The 16,120-nt window shown below is 66.8% G+C and carries 11 protein-coding genes; 3 read left to right on the forward strand and 8 right to left on the reverse strand.

Going from position 1 to position 16,120, the window contains the following annotated elements:
* Window positions 1–47 precede the first annotated feature (47 nt).
* A complete protein-coding gene (locus EWM57_RS14765) occupies window positions 48–2,504 on the reverse strand; it encodes a hypothetical protein (RefSeq protein ID WP_129921929.1) in 2,457 nt (818 codons plus the stop codon).
* Window positions 2,505–2,566: 62 nt separating this feature from the next.
* On the reverse strand, window positions 2,567–4,993 hold the full coding sequence (locus tag EWM57_RS14770) for a T9SS type A sorting domain-containing protein (RefSeq protein ID WP_129921930.1): 2,427 nt from the start codon (window positions 4,991–4,993) through the stop codon (window positions 2,567–2,569).
* 157 nt (window positions 4,994–5,150) lie between these two features.
* Between EWM57_RS14770 and EWM57_RS14775 the strand changes: the two genes are divergently transcribed.
* Together EWM57_RS14775 and EWM57_RS14780 are read left to right on the forward strand one after the other, a co-directional pair.
* Window positions 5,151–5,432, forward strand: a complete 282-nt coding sequence (locus tag EWM57_RS14775) for a DUF427 domain-containing protein (protein ID WP_129921931.1) — start codon at window positions 5,151–5,153, stop codon at window positions 5,430–5,432.
* 67 nt (window positions 5,433–5,499) lie between these two features.
* On the forward strand, window positions 5,500–6,138 hold the full coding sequence (locus tag EWM57_RS14780; RefSeq protein WP_129921932.1) for a hypothetical protein: 639 nt from the start codon (window positions 5,500–5,502) through the stop codon (window positions 6,136–6,138).
* A gap of 82 nt (window positions 6,139–6,220) precedes the next feature.
* Here the strand turns inward: EWM57_RS14780 and EWM57_RS14785 are convergent, their stop codons facing one another.
* From EWM57_RS14785 to EWM57_RS14795, 3 genes are all read right to left on the reverse strand, one after another.
* The gene (locus EWM57_RS14785; protein ID WP_165370531.1) at window positions 6,221–7,939 is read right to left on the reverse strand and encodes an FG-GAP-like repeat-containing protein; all 1,719 of its coding nucleotides are present in this window, start codon (window positions 7,937–7,939) and stop codon (window positions 6,221–6,223) included.
* Between the two features lie 197 nt (window positions 7,940–8,136).
* A complete protein-coding gene (locus tag EWM57_RS14790; RefSeq protein ID WP_129921934.1) occupies window positions 8,137–9,114 on the reverse strand; it encodes an acyl-ACP desaturase in 978 nt (325 codons plus the stop codon).
* A gap of 105 nt (window positions 9,115–9,219) precedes the next feature.
* Window positions 9,220–10,848: a hypothetical protein gene (locus tag EWM57_RS14795; protein WP_129921935.1), complete on the reverse strand. Its 1,629-nt coding sequence runs from the start codon at window positions 10,846–10,848 to the stop codon at window positions 9,220–9,222.
* 197 nt (window positions 10,849–11,045) lie between these two features.
* Here EWM57_RS14795 and EWM57_RS14800 point away from each other — a divergent pair, with 197 nt between their 5' ends.
* Window positions 11,046–12,704, forward strand: a complete 1,659-nt coding sequence (locus tag EWM57_RS14800) for a glycosyltransferase family 39 protein (protein WP_165370532.1) — start codon at window positions 11,046–11,048, stop codon at window positions 12,702–12,704.
* A gap of 8 nt (window positions 12,705–12,712) precedes the next feature.
* On the opposite strand, the gene EWM57_RS14805 is transcribed toward EWM57_RS14800, so the two are convergent.
* From EWM57_RS14805 to EWM57_RS14815, 3 genes are read right to left on the reverse strand one after another with little or no spacing between them, the layout of a single operon-like run.
* Complete coding sequence (locus tag EWM57_RS14805; RefSeq protein WP_129921937.1) at window positions 12,713–13,642, reverse strand: glycosyltransferase; 930 nt, start codon at window positions 13,640–13,642, stop codon at window positions 12,713–12,715.
* Window positions 13,643–13,647: 5 nt separating this feature from the next.
* Entirely contained in the window at window positions 13,648–14,943 is a 1,296-nt protein-coding gene (locus tag EWM57_RS14810; RefSeq protein ID WP_165370533.1) for an MATE family efflux transporter, read from the reverse strand.
* A 60-nt stretch (window positions 14,944–15,003) separates the two neighbouring features.
* Complete coding sequence (locus tag EWM57_RS14815; protein WP_129921939.1) at window positions 15,004–15,993, reverse strand: hypothetical protein; 990 nt, start codon at window positions 15,991–15,993, stop codon at window positions 15,004–15,006.
* Window positions 15,994–16,120: the final 127 nt, after the last annotated feature.

A 16,120-nucleotide genomic window follows, 5' to 3' on the forward strand; every position in this document is an offset into this window, starting at 1 on the left:
CGAAAATCCCGTCGGCGGGAGCTCAGGGGGCAGCCTTTTTACTTCTGCTACTGCCGGACCACTCGCAGGGTCTGGCGCTGCCCATCGGGCCGGATGAGGCGGAGCAGGTACAGGCCGGCCGGTAGGTTCTCCGCTCTAGGCCAGCTTACCACGCCGTTAGCGGGCAGCGGCCGGGATTCGCCCACGCGGCGACCCAGCGGGTCGAGCAGCTCCAGCTGCCCCGCCACCCCGGCACCAGCCGCAACAGTCAGCGGCCCGGCCGCGGGGTTTGGCCAGGCCCGCAGGCCCAGCTCGGCCCGGGCCGGAGTCGTCGTCGCCGTGGCAGTGGCCAGGAATTCAAAGGCGCCCACGTCGGGGGTGGTTGCGGAGCGGGTGCGGTTGTCGAAGTCCCGGGGTACCTCGGCCAGGGGCTGGGCCAGATTGTCGAGGGCTGGGTTGGTCGGCACGAAGGTGGCGCTGGCAAACTGCGGATTCAGGTCGTGGGCGTGCTGGTCCTGCAGGGAGGCGGCCTGCCACTCAGGCAGCGTAGGATACGAAGCCGTACTGCTGCCCATCACGAAGCCGCCGGTGGGGTTGGCCAGGTAGAAGTTGTTGTAGTCGGTGCTGGAGCCGGGGGCGCCGAGCTGGCGGTTGGTGGCGTACAGGGCCACGTGGCGGGCCGAGGCCGCGGTTTGAGCTCCGGTCAGGTTCACGAGCAGGTTGTTGCGGAGCGTAAACTGCCCCTGGGCCGTGCCGAAGCTGCCCACGTTGAGGGCCACGCTCGAGCCGTTGGGCGTGGCGCTGCCGTCTACCACAATAGTGTTGTTGGCCAGCAGCATCCGGCTGGGCTGGGTGAGCGTGGGCACGTAAATACCCTGAATCAGAAAGGACGGGGTGCCGGGTGCCGTAGCTGAGTACCCGCGCGCGAGGCCGCTGATTTCGTTGTTGAACACGTTGATTTCGTGGCTGCCGGTGGTGCCCGAGCCCATGGTCAGGTACATGCCGTACACGGCCTCCTGGGTGGTGACCACGTTCAGGTTGGTCTGCCGCAGGTCGAGGATGCGGTTGTTGTACACCTGCGAGGCCTCGGCCCCGCTGCCCTGCACATTGCTCAAAAACAGCCCGTAGATAATCCCGCTGCCGGTGCAGCGCAGGCCTTGGGTTAGGTTGTGGTGGTAGCGCAGGTTGCGCACGTTGCTGAGCTGAGTGCCGACCACCCCCGAAGTCCCGTTGCCGATGTCGCCGGCCGTGCCGTTGCCCACCACCACGTAGTCAATTTCGAGGTCAAACTCCGACCACGTACTGGTGTAGCCCGACACGGTAAAACCCGTGTAGCAGTTCTGAATCAGCAGGTTGTGGTAATGGGTATGGGCGTTGCAGCCGCTGGTGTCGGCCGGCGACACGCTGCCGCTGTTGTCGTTGGCGGCCTGCACCACTCCGGCCGAGGACAGGTAGCTTCGGTTCAGGGTGATGGTGGCATTCTGGACCAGCAAATGGCGCACCCCGTTGGTGGGAGTCAGGTTGCGGATGCGGTAGCCGTAGGCGGGGCCCTGCCCGGTGCCGGCCGCGCGCACGTCGATGCCGTCGAACGTCAGGTAGTCGGCGCCGGCTACGTCGAGAATGGCGCCCGAAGTGGCCGTGATAACCGGGTTAACTAAGTTGCCGGTTCGGCGGAACACTACCGGCGCGGCGGCCGTGCCACCTACGACCAGCGGGGGCACCTGCTCGGCAAACACCCGCCCACTGGGCACGTTGAAGGTCACGGGCGCCGTGGGCAGGGCCTGGTTGAGCCGGCTGACGGCGGCCGTAAACGAGGGGAAGTTGGTGGCGCTGGCCGGCAGCGTGTTGTCGATGGTGTAGGTGCCGGCCAGGCCCGTGGCTACGTTGCGGGCCGTTACCACCACGTTGTCGAGGGCCGCCGGGGGTTGGGTGCCGCCGGCGTTGTTGTTCACCCAGCTAAACACCAGTCGCACGGTGGTGCCGGCCAGCACGGGGCCGTTGGGAATCGTGTAGGTGTTGCGGGTGTAAGTGGCCTGGCCCTGCAAGCCGCCGCTAGCTGGCGTCAGCTTGCTGCCACCCTTCAGGAAAACCGGCTCAAACGAGCTTTGCACCACGTAGCTGGGCGGCAGCGCAAACACCGACATATAGTCGGTGGCCTCGCCCCGGTTTTTCCAGTCAAACGATACCTCAAACGTGTTGAAGCCGGCGGGCAGCACAATGTCGCGGTACAGGTGCACGATGCTGCTCAGGGTGGTGGCGTACGAATACGAGCCGACCGGACTGGCCAGGGTGTTGGTGATATAGGCGGCCCGGGTGCCGGGCAGCAGCGGCCCGTTGCCGGCGGCCGAGCCGCTGGTCCACTGGTTGTAGAGCTGGTCGTTGACGGCCGTAAACGAGCCGGGGCCATTCGGACCGGGGGTTTCGAAATCCTCAGTGAACACCGTCACCGAGGCTTGGGCCCGGGCCGGGAGTGAGGCGCCCAGCAGCAGCAGGGCGCCCAGCAGCCGGGAAGCAAATTTTTGCATGATAGATCAAGAAAGGATAGAACCTCGCCCCGCCCGTAGGCAGCTACCGGGCCAGGCGTTACTTAGTGCTGCACCCGCACCCGGTACTGCTGCCCGGCGGCCGTCGTCAACCGCAACCAGTAGAGGCCAGCGGGCAGCTGGCTTAGCCCGCTCAGCTCCGCGCGCCCGGCCGTAGTCAGCAATAGGGCCTGCTGGCGCACTACGCGGCCGGCGGCGTCGCAGAGCTGCAACCGGGCGGCGCCCGCGGCGGTGGCTGGCACGGTCAGGGTCAGCTTATCGGCGAAGGGCACCGGGAAAGCGCCCAGTACCGCGGCGGCTGATCCGGGCTTCGTTGCCAGGGCAATGGTACCGAACTCGTAGGCGCCCAGGTCGGGGCGGCTGGGGCTGCGCAGGTTTCCGGTCAGGTCGGTGGGCACGCCCAGGGGCTGGGCCATGTTGTCGAGGGCCAGGTTGACGGGGCGCAGGGCCGTGCCCGCGGCAAACTGCGGATTCAGGCTGACCGAGTGGGCATCCTGCCCGCTGCTGGCGCGCCAGTCGGCCAGCGTGGCCGCGTCGAGGGTGCTGTGGCGGGCCACGTAGCCGTTGGCCGGGTCCGTCACCACCAGGTCGTTGTAATCGGCCACGGCCCGGGCGGGCACGAAGCTGGCATAGGGCGAATACCAGGCGTAGTGCTTGGCCACGCCGGTCTGGGCGCCCACCTCGTTGCTAAACACGTTGTTGCGCACGCTCAGCGCGGCCTGAGCTTCGGGGGCAAACACCGAGCAGTCGAAGGCGGCCGTGATGTAGCGCACGCCCGTGCCGGTGAGGCGGACGCTATTGTGCCACACCTCGAAGCGGCTGCCCACGCCCGGCACGCTCAGAATCACCGACAGTCCGGCCACGTTGCGGGTGGCGGTAGCGGTGCCGAAGTAGTCCAGGCTCAGGTCCCGGATTTCGTTGTTCTGGATGCGCAGCTCGACGGGCGGAATGTTGGAGCCCTGGTTGAAGATCAGCCCCCAGATGTAGTAGCCCGAAAACGTGGTGCCCGGGCTGACCAGCTGCAGCTCGTAGATCTGGTTGTCAGTCACCCGGCAGGCCAGCGGGCCGGTGCCCTGCAGGTCGCGCAGGTCGATGCCCCGGGCGCCGGAGGTGGAGCGCAGCCCGCGCACGGCGTTATTGACCAGGGTCAGGCCCTTCACGTGCTGGATTACGAAGCCAAAGAGCTCCCAGCTGCTGTCGAGCGTGCCGGTGCTCACGCTCACGTTGCGCACGGTCACTTTCTCGTCGGGGAAGGCCGCATCGGAGCCGGTCAGGCGCACGCCGTAGATGCAGTTGCTGATGGTCAGGTTTTCGTAGAGCAGGTCCCGGTTCAGCCCGGCCGTGTCGGAGGCGAAGCCCACGTTGTACTGCCGAATGCCGGCCGCCGCCGGGGCCGAGCTGCCCACCGCCGAGCGGGTCAGGGCAATGGTGGCGTTGCGGATGGTGATGTGACGGGCCCCGTTGGTTCCCGACTGCTGGGCCGTGACGAGGTAACCGTTGGGCAGGGGGCTGTTGAACTTGCTGCGCACGTCGATGCCGTCGAACGTGAGCCAGTCGGCTCCCACGATGGCCACGCCGGCCGAGGCCCCGAAGCCCGACTCAATCACGGGGTTGGCCCCGCTCCCACTGCGCCGAAACACGACGGGGGCCGCGCCCGTGCCGCCGGTGGTGATGGACGGGGTATTTTCGGTGAATACCTGACCCGCCGCCACTTCAAACGTGGTTGGACCGCTGGTGCCGGTCAGGTTCAGCCGCTCGAAGGCCGCCGTGAAGGAGTTGAAGTTGCGCCCGGTCAGGGGCTGGGTGTTGTCGATGGTGTAGGTGCCGCTGAGCGGGGGCACGGTGGTGGCCGTCAGGGTCACGTTGTCGAAAGCTGCCGGGGGCTGCTGCCCAAAGGTGGCGTCGTTGCGCCACATAAACACCAGGCGGCGGGTGGTGCCGGCCAGCTGGTTGCCGGTCGGCAGGCGCACCAGCGCCCGGGAGTAGGTGGGCTGGGAGTGAAAATCGTTGCGCACCAGCACCGCACTCGACGACTGCGGCGTGCTGCCCGCCGTGAGCGTGGCGCCGGCCGGCAGCAGGTAGATGCCCATGTAGTCGTCGGGAGCCAGGGCGCTGTTTTGCCCGATGGCCTTCCAGTCGAAGGACAGGTCGAACTGGTTTTGCCCGGCCGGGAACGTCACGTCGGTGTAGAGATACGTGACGTTAAAGCTGCTCAGGCTGTAGGCGTAGGTGCTGCCGGTGGCGTTGTTGGAAATGTAGGCCGCCTTGGAGCCCGCCGTGGTGGGGCCGTTGCCGGGGGCCTCACCCACAAACCACTTATTGGCCTGGGTGCCGTTGACGGCCGTAAAAATGGAGGTAGGCCCTTCGAAGTTCTCGGTCAGGAAGGTGGTCGGGGTCTGGGCCTGCGCGGCGGGAGCCAGTAGCAGACTGCAAAACGCCCCGAAAAGTGCGTAGCGTAAAGTTTTAATCATGCACGTAGAGGAAGCAGGGAAGACAAAAAGAAGAGGATAAAGGCCCCAAGTTGCCAGCGGTAAGGATAGGGCACTCGAAATCAGCTATAAAGATACGGGGACACTGGCATTCGGCCAAGAGCCAAACTTTGCCGCCTGTTGCTGGTTACACGGGTCTATGAAAGCTATCTGGAACGATACCGTCATTGCCGAGAGCAACGACACCGTGGTGGTGGAAAACAACCACTACTTCCCCGCCGACGCCATCAAGCGCGAGTTTTTTGAGGATAGCATTGCCCACACGTCCTGCCCCTGGAAGGGTCGGGCCAGCTACTACTCCGTGCGCGTCAACGGGGAGCTCAACAAGGATGCGGCCTGGTTTTATCCCGACCCCAAGCCCGCGGCCCAGGAAATTCAGGGGCGCGTGGCGTTTTGGAAAGGCGTGAAAGTGGTTCAGTAAGCCTGGAATCGGCCGCTAGAAGCCGCTTTGCGTATAGCCGCTACATTCCCGTTCTTACTTTTCCCCCATGCGCGCTTCTTACCGCCTGCTGGCCCTTTCCCTGCTGGCCACCGCTACTGCCTGCGACAGCACCCGCGAAACCACCTACAGCCAGCCCCAGTCAACCACGATTAACCCGGCTCCGGCCACCGCGCCCGAGCGGCCCAGCTTTCGCAGGGAGCTGACCAGCGGCCCCTACAACTACCTGATTACCACCACTGGCCCCGTCGGGCAGCGCCAGCTGAGCGTGCGCGCCGCGCAGGACGGCCGGGAGCTGACCACCGCCCAGGACACCCTGTTGGGCGAAGTGCAGGATGCCCAGCTGGCCAAGCTGACCACCGGCCCCGGCGACGAGCTGCTGGTCTTCACCGAAGGCGTGGGCAGCGGCTCCTACGGCGACGTGCGCGGCTACTGGTTTGGCGGCCAGGACTGGGAAAGAATGGCACCCCTGCCCAAGCTGGCCGGGGCCGCCGCCCAGGGCTACCAGGGCCAAGACAAGTTCCGGGTAGTCGGCCGGGAGCTGGTTCGCTCCTTCCCTATCTACCTGCCCGCCGACGCCAACTGCTGCCCCAGCGGCGGTACCCGCACCATCCGCTACGTACTGCCCGAGCGCAGCCTGGCCTTTCAGCAGAAAAGCATGGTCACCGAAGCCCGGCCGGCCCAGTAACTGGTTCGGGCTATACGAAAAAAGCCGCCCCCGAAATCCGGGGGCGGCTTTCGTGCATATAAGGCTTTGATGACCTTCGATTTTACTGCAACACCAGCCGCCGGCTCAGCAGCGCGGAGCCAGCCTGCAAACGCACGAGGTAGATACCCGCGGGCAAGCCGGCCGTGGGCAGCGTGGCGGTAAATCCGCCATCCGCCGACCCGCTTAAGCGCTGGGTAGCCACCGTCTGGCCGAGGGCGTTGAGCAGCGTGAACTGGGCGGCAGCCCCGCCAGTGGCGGCAGTCGGCAGGCTCACGTAGACCGGGGCAGTAGCTGCCGCCGGGTTGGGATACACGGCCAGTGGTGAAGCCGCCTGCCCCGCGGACGCGGCCGTCGGAGCCGGGGCGTTGCGCAGTACGCTTACGACTCCCGACGAGGAATAGTGGGCCGTCAAACAATCCAGGGTTCCGTTGCCGTCGATGTCGGCCAGGACGAGGCTGGCGGCGTTGGGCTGGCCGGTGGGGATGCTGGCAGTGCCCGAAAACTCGCCAGCACCGTTATTGAGCCGCAGGCTGACCACGCTCGGCGTAACGAAACTCGCCGCAAGCAAGTCCAGGTCGCCGTCACTGTCAACGTCCCCGAGCTGCACCCCCAGCGGGGACGCATCCACGGGTATGCGCGCCCCGGCGGTCAGGGCGCCAGTGCCGTCGTTGACCAACACTGCCGCTACGTTACTGCTTGAACAACCGGCCACCGCATCCAGGTCGCCGTCGCCGTCCACATCCCCCAGGGCCAGGCAGATTGGCTCCCCCAGTACGGTACTGTTGGTAGTGCCCGAAAAGGCACCCTGACCATCATTGTAGCGCACGCTGATGGAGTTGCTGGCGTTAGCCGTCACCACGTCCAGGTCGCCGTCGTTATCCATGTCGCCCAGGGCTAAACCGTACGGCGACTGCCCGACCCTCACATCCGAGCCCGCGCTAAACACGCCCTGACCATTGTTGAACCGCACGCTTACGCTTCCGAGAGCTACTGCATTGGCCGTGAGCAGGTCCAGGTCGCCGTCGCCGTCAATATCGGCCAGGGCGGCCGTGCGGGGGTTGTTGCCCACCCAAACTGTGGGTGCGGTGGTGAAGACGGCGCCGTTGCCGGCATTGAGGCGCACGCTCACGTCGTTGCTCCCCACATTCGTAGCGACAAAGTCCAGATCCTCGTCGCCGTCCAAGTCGCCAGCCACCACGAAGAAGGCTCCGTTGCCCACGGCCAGGTCGGCCCCGTTCGTGAAACCGCCCATGCCATTGTTGAGGCGCACACTCACCCGGTTGGTGGAGTAGCTCGAGGTCAGCAGATCCAGGTCGCCGTCGCCGTCTAGGTCGGCAGCGGCCGTGCTCGTCGCGCTGGAGCTGACACTCACGGCCGGCGCCGCCTGAAAATTGCCCGAGCCCCCAGTGGTGGCCGTCGTAAACTGATACACGAACGGCCCCGCCGCCGTCCCGCTGGTACTGGCAACCGAGGCCGGTATAACTACCGACACCGTTTCGCCAGCCCTGAAATCCAGGGGCTGTCCGGCCGGCGTTATGGGCGTAAGCGTCACCAGGTTGCCGGCTACGGTGCGCGTGAGCATGATCCGGCCCCGGCTCTGGCTGCTCAGAATCCGCATGCCCCCGACCGTACCCGGATTGATAGCCTGGGAAAAACCAATCCCGACGGGGGCGTGCACGCTGGCGGTCCGGGCATGGCGGGCGGGGCTGAGGCTGCTGCCGACTACCAGGCCTTGTGCCCGGGCCAGGGGCGTTACCCCAGCGCCGCCCAGCGCCAGCACGGAAATAATAGTTCGGCATACGCACGATACTAAATAGGAAGGGAAACACAGAAAGAGCCAATGCGGAAGCACTGGGCGGCTCCGCACTATCAGCGGCGTTAAATATAGGAGCCAGAAAGTACGGACCAGACCAGGGCACAAAAAAGCCGGGTAGAGTTCTACCCGGCTTGAGATGGTGCACCGCAACGGATAGTCCGTTACTCAATCCACTTGAACTTGTATTCCAGCTTGGGCACCGGCATGCGGTCGGCCACGCGGCGCAGGCGGTTGGGCAGGGCCATGATATAGTCCCGGGCCTTTTCGGCGGCGCCGTTCAGGTCGGTTACCTGGTCGAGCTTCCAGGTGTTGATCAGGCTTTCCAAAATGTCGGTGTAGTCCTGGCTCGTGTACACGCCCAGGCGCTGGGCGGCGTCGGTGAAGTGGCCGAAGGTTTTGCCCATCTCCACGCCCAGCTCGCGCATGTAGTGAGCCGGCATCACGATTTTCTTGCGCATCATGTCCTCGAAGGCCAGCATCATCTCGGAGGGGTCCACCTCGAAAATCTTGTCGACGAAGGTCTGGTACACGCGGGCGTGGCGGGCTTCGTCGCCGGCAATCATGCCGCAGATTTTGGACAGCTGGGCGTCGCCGGCCTTGCGGGCCAGGGTACCCACGCGGCGGTGCGAGAGGTTGGTGGCCGCTTCCTGGTAGGAAGTGTACACGAAAGCGCGATACGGGTCGTGGGCGGTGCCCAGGTCGAAGCCGTCGTTGATCAAATACTGGGTGCTGACCTCGAACTCGCGCATGTTCACGCGGCCCGACAGGTAGAGGTAGCGGTTGAGCAGGTCGCCGTGACGGTTTTCTTCCGCCGTCCAACCCCGGATCCACTGGGCCCAGCCGTTGTCGTGGTCCTTGTTCATGTCGTCGAGCTGGTGAAACCAGGCTTCGTAGTTGGGCAGCGCCTCTTCGGTGATGGTGTCACCGATGAGCACGGCCAGCAAATCGTAGCTCAGGCCTTGCGCGGCCTCGCGCAGGGACTTCACTTCGTCAAAAAACGATTCAGAGCGAGGGTCCGGCATGTAGTCGGAGGGCTGCCAGCTTTCATCAACCTTCTTGAGAAAGCCGTCGAGGTTGGCCTTCAAAAAGGGTTCGAGATGCTGAAGCACCTCCGCGCGGGAGGCTACAGTTGCAATCATGGCAGGGAGGGTAGAAATGGAAATCGGGTCAAATGTAGGCATTCACCCCTCACTGATACGTTAGAAGCTGGTTAACTACCGCCTATAAAATTTTGGCCTTTTCCCCTATTTCATCGTTTCTACACGCACTTGGTACTGCCGCGGCTGCTCCGTTTCGCCCGCGCCCACCGGCCGGGCCGCCGACAGCACCAGCGCCGGCTGCCCGGGCTGGCGGGTAGCCGCCAAATAGGAATTTACCCACGGCACCACGGCTGGGGCCAGCAGCCAGCGCACGGCAGGCCGGGCCGCTAAGCGGCGCAGGGCGGCGGGCTGGTCGCGGGTACCGGTCAGGTACTGCCGCAGGGCTGGCTGCGACGGGTCCAGGGTCTGCCAGCCGGTCAGGCTCAGCACGGAGTGGGGTGCGAAGGCCGGCTCAGCAAACGGGGACCAGGACTTAAAGAGCGTTTCGAGTCCCGCCCCCACCAGCACCCGCGGCGGCGGGCCCAGCCACGCGGCCAGTTGCCGGACGTTTTGCTGCTGCTCCTGCTTGAGCACCTGCCCCCGGTGGATGGTTTTATAACCGTAGAGCAGCACTACCAGCAATAGGGCGGCGGTGCTGAGGGGCGCAAGACGCACCGGACGGCGCGGCACCCGCAGCACGTAGCTCAGGTTGCTCAGAGTCCAGAGGTTCAGCAGCGGCAGCCCGATGCGGGGCGGCAGCTTCAACCCACTGCCCAGCCCCAGAATCAGCAGCAGGAAGCCTGCTTGCACGAGCCAGAACCGGCCGCGGCCCTCGTAGCGGCGCGGGTTGCGCAGAATTTCCAGCCCCAGTCCCAACTGGAGCAGCAGCAGCGGGAAATAATCACGCACCAACTGGCTGACCAGGGTCAAGAGCTTGGCCGGCACCTGCTCCCGCCCGAACGTGCCAGCCTCAAACCGGGTGGCCCGCCGAAACAGCGCTTCGTTGACCAGGGTGGAGTCGCCAAGGGCCCAGTGCGCTACGGCCCGCACGCCCAGGCTGTCAAGGCGGCTCTGGGGATGTATCTGATAGAGATGGTAGTCGTTAAGGTTGGACTTGAGCACGTCGAGGCGGCGGTAGGTGGCCTCGGCCGGGGTGCGCGTCAAGCTCAGCGTCAGTTGGGCCACGCCCAGCAGCAGCGTTACGGCCGCAATGACCACCGCCCCGCGCCGCCGGGCCAGCCACAGCGCCCCGGGCACGGCCGCCAGCAGCCCCAGCAGCGCCGCGCTGGGCCGAATCAGCCAGGCCAGGCCCACGGCCAGCAGCCCCAGCAGCAGGGCCGGGAGCCGTTCGGCCCGCTGGGCCGCGTAGAGCAGCCCGACCCCGGCCAGCAGCACCGGCACCCGCACGTAGTTGAACCATAGCCCGTGCTCCAGCCAGGCCAACCCGAAAAACAGCACCAGCGCCCCCACCAATGCCCCGGCTGTCACCTGCCCCCGTAGCAGCCGGTCGAGGACGGCAAAGGCCAGCACCGTGGCGGCGTAGAGCAGCCCATACAACAGCAGGCCGTACCAGGGCAAAGCGGGAAAATGAGTGTACAAGCCGGCCAGCAGCGGGGCCAGTCCGTGGAAGTACAGGTGCAGGTCGGTGACGGGCGCGGCGGCGGCCACCCCGCGCAGCAGCAGGGTGATGGTCACGTCGTCGTTGGTTTCGTAGTAGCAGCCCAGCGCTAGGCCAGCCAGCAGCAGCAGAGCCGCCGGCAACACCACCACGCGCAGGAATTTAGGGCTCAGCAACGCCGCAAACGGAACGGGTAAGGCCCGGTGGCCGGGAGGCGGCGCGGCGGGCGGGGCCCAAATGTACCGAACTCCCCAGCATTGGAAAATGCCGAGGAAACAACACGGTCGAGTTTGGCCCCCGGCGCCCCGCGGCGGAAAAGGGCTATTACACCAGCCAGAGTTTGGATGTGGGCGTAAATCGGTTGCTTTGCGGCGTGAAGCTCCGCCCCTCCCTTCTGCCCGATCTGACGCTGCTGTTCGTGGTGCTGTTTACGGTGGCTTATTTCGTGCTCACCCACGAAGGCCTCTACGACCTCGACGACTACTTCTACGCCCGCTACGCCCACCAGCTGCTCAGCGGCAGCTTCCAGGTGGTGCCCGACCCGCAGGGGCTGCTCCACGACCCGCTCAAGGAACGGTGGCTGGTTTTCGCGCCCGTGGCCGGGTTCTACGCCTTGTTCGGGGTCAATAGTATCAGCACCACGCTGTGGCCCCTGCTCTGCACGCTGGGCTGCGCCGCGCTGCTTTGGAGAAGCTACCGCCGCACGGAGCCGGTGGTGGCCGCCGGGGCCCTGCTGCTGCTGGGCCTGCACTACTTCACGCTTAACCTAACCAACTACCTGTACCCCGATAACATTCTGATGTTCTGGTGCCTGTGTTGTGCGTTAGCCTTGCTGCACGGCCGGCAGTTGGGGCGCAACGAGCTACTGTGGGGAGCAGGGTTTGCCGCCCTCAACTTCGCCGCCCTGCTCAGCAAGGAGACTATCGTGTACTACCTGCCCTTCTACCTGGGCCTGCTCGGCCGCGACCTTTTCCGGCAGCAGCACGGCCGGTTCTGGGGGGCGGCGCTGCTCGGCGGCACAGTGCTGCTGGCCGGCTACCTGGCCTTCTACCAGGTGTTCACCCACGACGCGCTCTACCGGATTCACCTCATCGAGCACACCAACAACTATCTCCGGGAAGGCAACTTCCTGGGCGGCAACCGCGGGGCGCTGCTGGCCCGGCTCACCTACCAGCCCTTGGCTTTTCTGGTGAGCATTGGGCTCGGGGTGGCCCTGCTGCTGGCCGGGGCTGCGGCGCTGGGCGGGCGGCAAAACCAGAATTCCGACGCCGGCTTCTGGCTGGGGCTGACGGCCACCACGCTGGCGTTTTACTGGCTGGGCAGCACCTCCCTCACCCAGTACAACCCCATCACCCTGCTGCCGCGCATGACCACGCCCCTGCTCCCGCCCCTGGCCCTGGCCGCGGGCTTCGGGCTGCGCAACTTCGTCCGGACCGGCCGGGGGGGCGGCTGGCTGACGCTGGGACTGCTGCTGTGCGCGGGCTGGCTGCACAACAGCGGGGCAGTGCTCTACGCCGGGCTGGCCCTGTATTTTGGGGTGGCTACGGCCCTGGCTGCCCTGGCGCTGGTAAACCCCGACTCCCCCGCCGCGGCCTGGCGGCGGCCCGGCACGCTGCCGTTTGCGGCCCTGGCCGTGGCGGCCCTGGCGGCGGGGCTGGCCGTGCGGCCCCTCTACTTTATGCAGAAGCCCGGCGTGAGCTCCCACCAGCCTCAGCAGCGCATCCTGCGCCAGCACCTAGCGGGTGCGGCCCAGGGCGTAGTGTTCGTCGATGACTTTCTGATTGGCAACTACGACTTCTCCTACGGCTTTCAGGTGCCCCCGGGCCTACGGTTTCGCCGCTACTCGGCCGCCGACTCGGTGCAGCTGGCACCCGGGGACCGGGCCTGGCTACTGCTCAACCGCAGCACCCTGTCCAATGACGAGCTGACCCGCAAGCTGATCCGCTACTCAGTGCCCGAGGTGCTGGCGCGCTTCCCCCGCCGCCGGCTATTGGCGCAGGACGGCCAGGTGGAACTGTACCGGGTGCGGTAGGCAGTCGGCTACTTGCGCAGCCCGGCGTAGAAACCCAGCGCCCGGTCGAGGGGACCGATGGAACCGGCTTCGCGCAGCAGGGCATACAGCTCCGTGGCTTCCCGGAAGTTGCCCCAGCGCACGGCCTGCCGCAGCTCCCAGCGCACCCGCACGGCCAGGGCAGCCCGCTCATCGGCGGTCTGGCAGAGCGCCAGGGCCTTATGACACACCCGGATAGTAGAGGCCAGAAACGGGTCGTTGGGCCGGTAGCCCCGCCGCGACATGGAAGCCGGGTGCAAACGCTTCCGGGTCGTGACGGCGTCGAGAAAGTGAAACTGCGCCAGCCGGGAGGCTCGCACCCAGAAGTCGAAGTCCTCGTAGGCCAGGGTTTCGTCGTAGCCGCCGAGCTGCGCCAGGGTGCTGCGGCGCATGAGCATGGTGGGCGTGCTGATAAAGTAGCGGCGCAGCACGTCAGCAAACACCCAGCCCGCGGCCGGCCGCGGGTGCAGCTGCCCGCCCGGGTCGCGGCGGTAGTGGAAGCGCACGTGCCGGGAGTCTTCGTCAATCAGTTCAGCGTCGGAATACACCACCCCGTAGCTAGCCTCCAAGCGCTGAAAAGCTGCCACCTGCTCGGCTACGCGGGTGGGCAGCAGCACGTCGTCGGTGGCAAAGTCGATGAGAAACTCCCCCGCCGACTGCCGGAACGCCTGGTTGAACGCCGCGCAGTTGCCCACGTTGCGGGACAACAACAACGTTTTCCACCCCGGATTAGCCGCCGCGTACTCCTGAAGCACGGCCACGCTGCCGTCGGTGCTGGCGTCGTCCACGAGCCAGACCTCCAGGTGCGGGTAGGTCTGGGCCCGGATGGAGTCCAGGGCCTCGCGCAGGAAACGGGCGTGGTTGTAGCACAGCGCCACGATGGTCACCAGCGGCAGGTCAGTAGTAGCGGGTTGGTTCATAGAAGTCAGGGCCGCAGGTAATTCCGGAAATACACCCCGCAGCCCAGCAGCAGCACCCCGAAGCGGGCCGCGTGGGCCAGGGGCGCGCCCAGCAGCCCGTAGCGGGGCAGCAGCACGGCCAGCAGCCCCGCGTAAAGCACTGCCGAGCCGGCCTGCACGGCCACGTAGCGCCCCACCCGGGCCTGGGCCATGAGCAGAAACAGCAGCGTCCAGGTCAGAAACTTGGCCCAGTCGCCGACGAACTGCGGAGCCAGCAGGGTGCGGGCCGCGGCGAAGTGGGCATCGAAGAGCAGGGGCAGCAGCCAGTCGCGCACGAGGTAGAGCGCACCCAGCCCCAGCGCCAGCACCGGGGCCAGCAGCAGCAGCACGGTGCGCACGTAGCGGCGCAGCGCGGCCGGCTCCCCCGCCAGCCGGGCCAGGCGCGGGTAGTACACGCTGCCCATCAGCGCCGAAAACACCATGGTATAGTTGTCGGAAAGCTTGGCCACGGCCTGCCAGTTATCGGTCTGGGCTAGGCTAAAGCGCTGCATCAGCACGTCGCGCAGCACAAAGTCGACGGCCTTGCTGAACAGCAGCACGCTCACGGCCATGAGCAGAAACCGGCCGATGCCGCGCAGGCCGGGCCGGCTCACCGGGCCCCGCAGTCGGGGCAACAACCCCAGGCGGGCGCACACGGCCACGGTGGGCACCAGCGTCAGGCCCTGGGCCAGCAGGTAAGCCAGCAGGGCTTCGTCCAGCGCCCAGCCCGCCGCCAATACCACCGCCACGGCACCCGTGCCCAACCCGCTCAGCACCACCGTCAGCCACACGTAGGCCCGCAGCCGGCCCGCGGCCAGCAGCACCGACACCAGAAACACGTGGGCCGTGAGCAATCCGATGCCCAGGGCAAACAACGCCAGCCAGCCGACCGAGGGCCGGAAGATGCCCGCCAGCGGCTGCCGCCCCACCACCAGCACGGCCGTGCCCAGCAGCAGGGCGCCGGCGTTCAGGGCCAGGGCCGCCCCCAGCCAGGCCCGGTAGCGGCCCGAGCCGGCCCGCAGCGGGGCCAGGTACTTGATGAGCCCCACGTGCACGCCCTCGTTGGGCAGGGTCGTGAACAGGGCCATCAGGTTCTGGAAGTGGGCCAGCAGGGTCAGCCCGCCGGGGCCGCCGTACACGGCCAGCAGCTTGTTGAGCAGCAGCGCCCCGGCCGTGCGGGCCCCGATGGCCACGCCCGAGCCGGCCGAGCCGCGCAAAAAGCGCCCGAGCACGGCGGCACGGGTTTCGGGCAGGGCGGCAACGGCGGGAGTCACGGGCGGCATCAGGGCAAAAGTAGCGGATGTTGGGCCAAGGTACTCCCGCAGGCCGCGGCAGCGGCCCGGCTACTTCTCATAGGTCAGGCGCAGGCTGGGTACCCCGCCCAGGTGGCGCTTGAACTGGAGCAACGACTGGTTTAGGCCCCCGGGCAAGGTGGAGGTGCCCAGATCGAGCAGGCGCAGGCCGCTGGCCTGGCCGAAGGCGTGCAGGCCCTCATTGAGCAGCACCACGGGGCTAAAGGCGTTGTAGGCCAGCGGACTGGCCGGGTAGAAGTTGTAGAGCACTTGCCCACTGACCTGAATGGCGACGGTCAGCGCGGCCCACTCGCCCTGGGCGTCGCGGACGGAAAACAGGAAATGCTCCCGCGGAAACAGCCGAAACAGCTCCTGCAGGCGCTCCAGCGCCAACGACAGCTCCTGCCCCTTCTCCTGCCGGCAGCGGGCCAGAAACTCGTAGGCCAGCGGCAGCAGGTAAGGCGGCTCCTGCTCGAAGTGAAAGCCGTGGCGGCGGCACTTGTGCAGGCGGCGGCGCTCCGAGGGGTGCAGGCGGGCTTCGAAGCTGGCCGTCAGCGGCAGGTGGTTGTTCAGCTCGGCCTGCCGGACCCGGTAGCCCAGCCGGGGCAGTACTTCAGCCAGCAGGGTGCTGGCGGCCGGGTCGTAGGCAAAGGGGTAGCCGCGCAGCTGCACGTGTGCCAGGCCGCGGGCGGCCAGCTCCTGCCCGGCGGCGCGCAGAAAGTCGGCCAGCACGGGGGCACTGACGGCCTCGGCCGCCAGCTGCACCGAGCCGAACGGAGCCTGCCAGGGGCTATAGGCCGTGTCGGCCACGCCGCCGGCGTGCAGCTGGGCCACCGTGCGGCCCGCGGCCTGGTCTTCCAAGTAGAAAGACAGTCGCGGGCCCGCGTGGCGCTGCAGGTTTAGGTGGGCCGGCCGCAGGTAGAGGTACGACTCAAAGGCCAGGGGCAGCGCGGGGTCCTCGTAGCAGGCGCCCACCTGTACGCGCACCGCGTACCGCGCATCGGCGGGCAGGGGCAGCAGGTGAATGAAGGCAGCGGACACACTCAAGGGAATAGCAACTAGCGGGGCACGGGGGGCGAAAGTACGAGTAAATACCACGCGCTGGCCGAAGCGCGCTAGTTTTGCGCCCCACGAGCCAACGGCAACGCCCGGCCCCGTCCGCTACGTA

It is taken from the genome of Hymenobacter persicinus (assembly GCF_004167665.1).
Lineage (GTDB): Bacteria > Bacteroidota > Bacteroidia > Cytophagales > Hymenobacteraceae > Hymenobacter > Hymenobacter persicinus.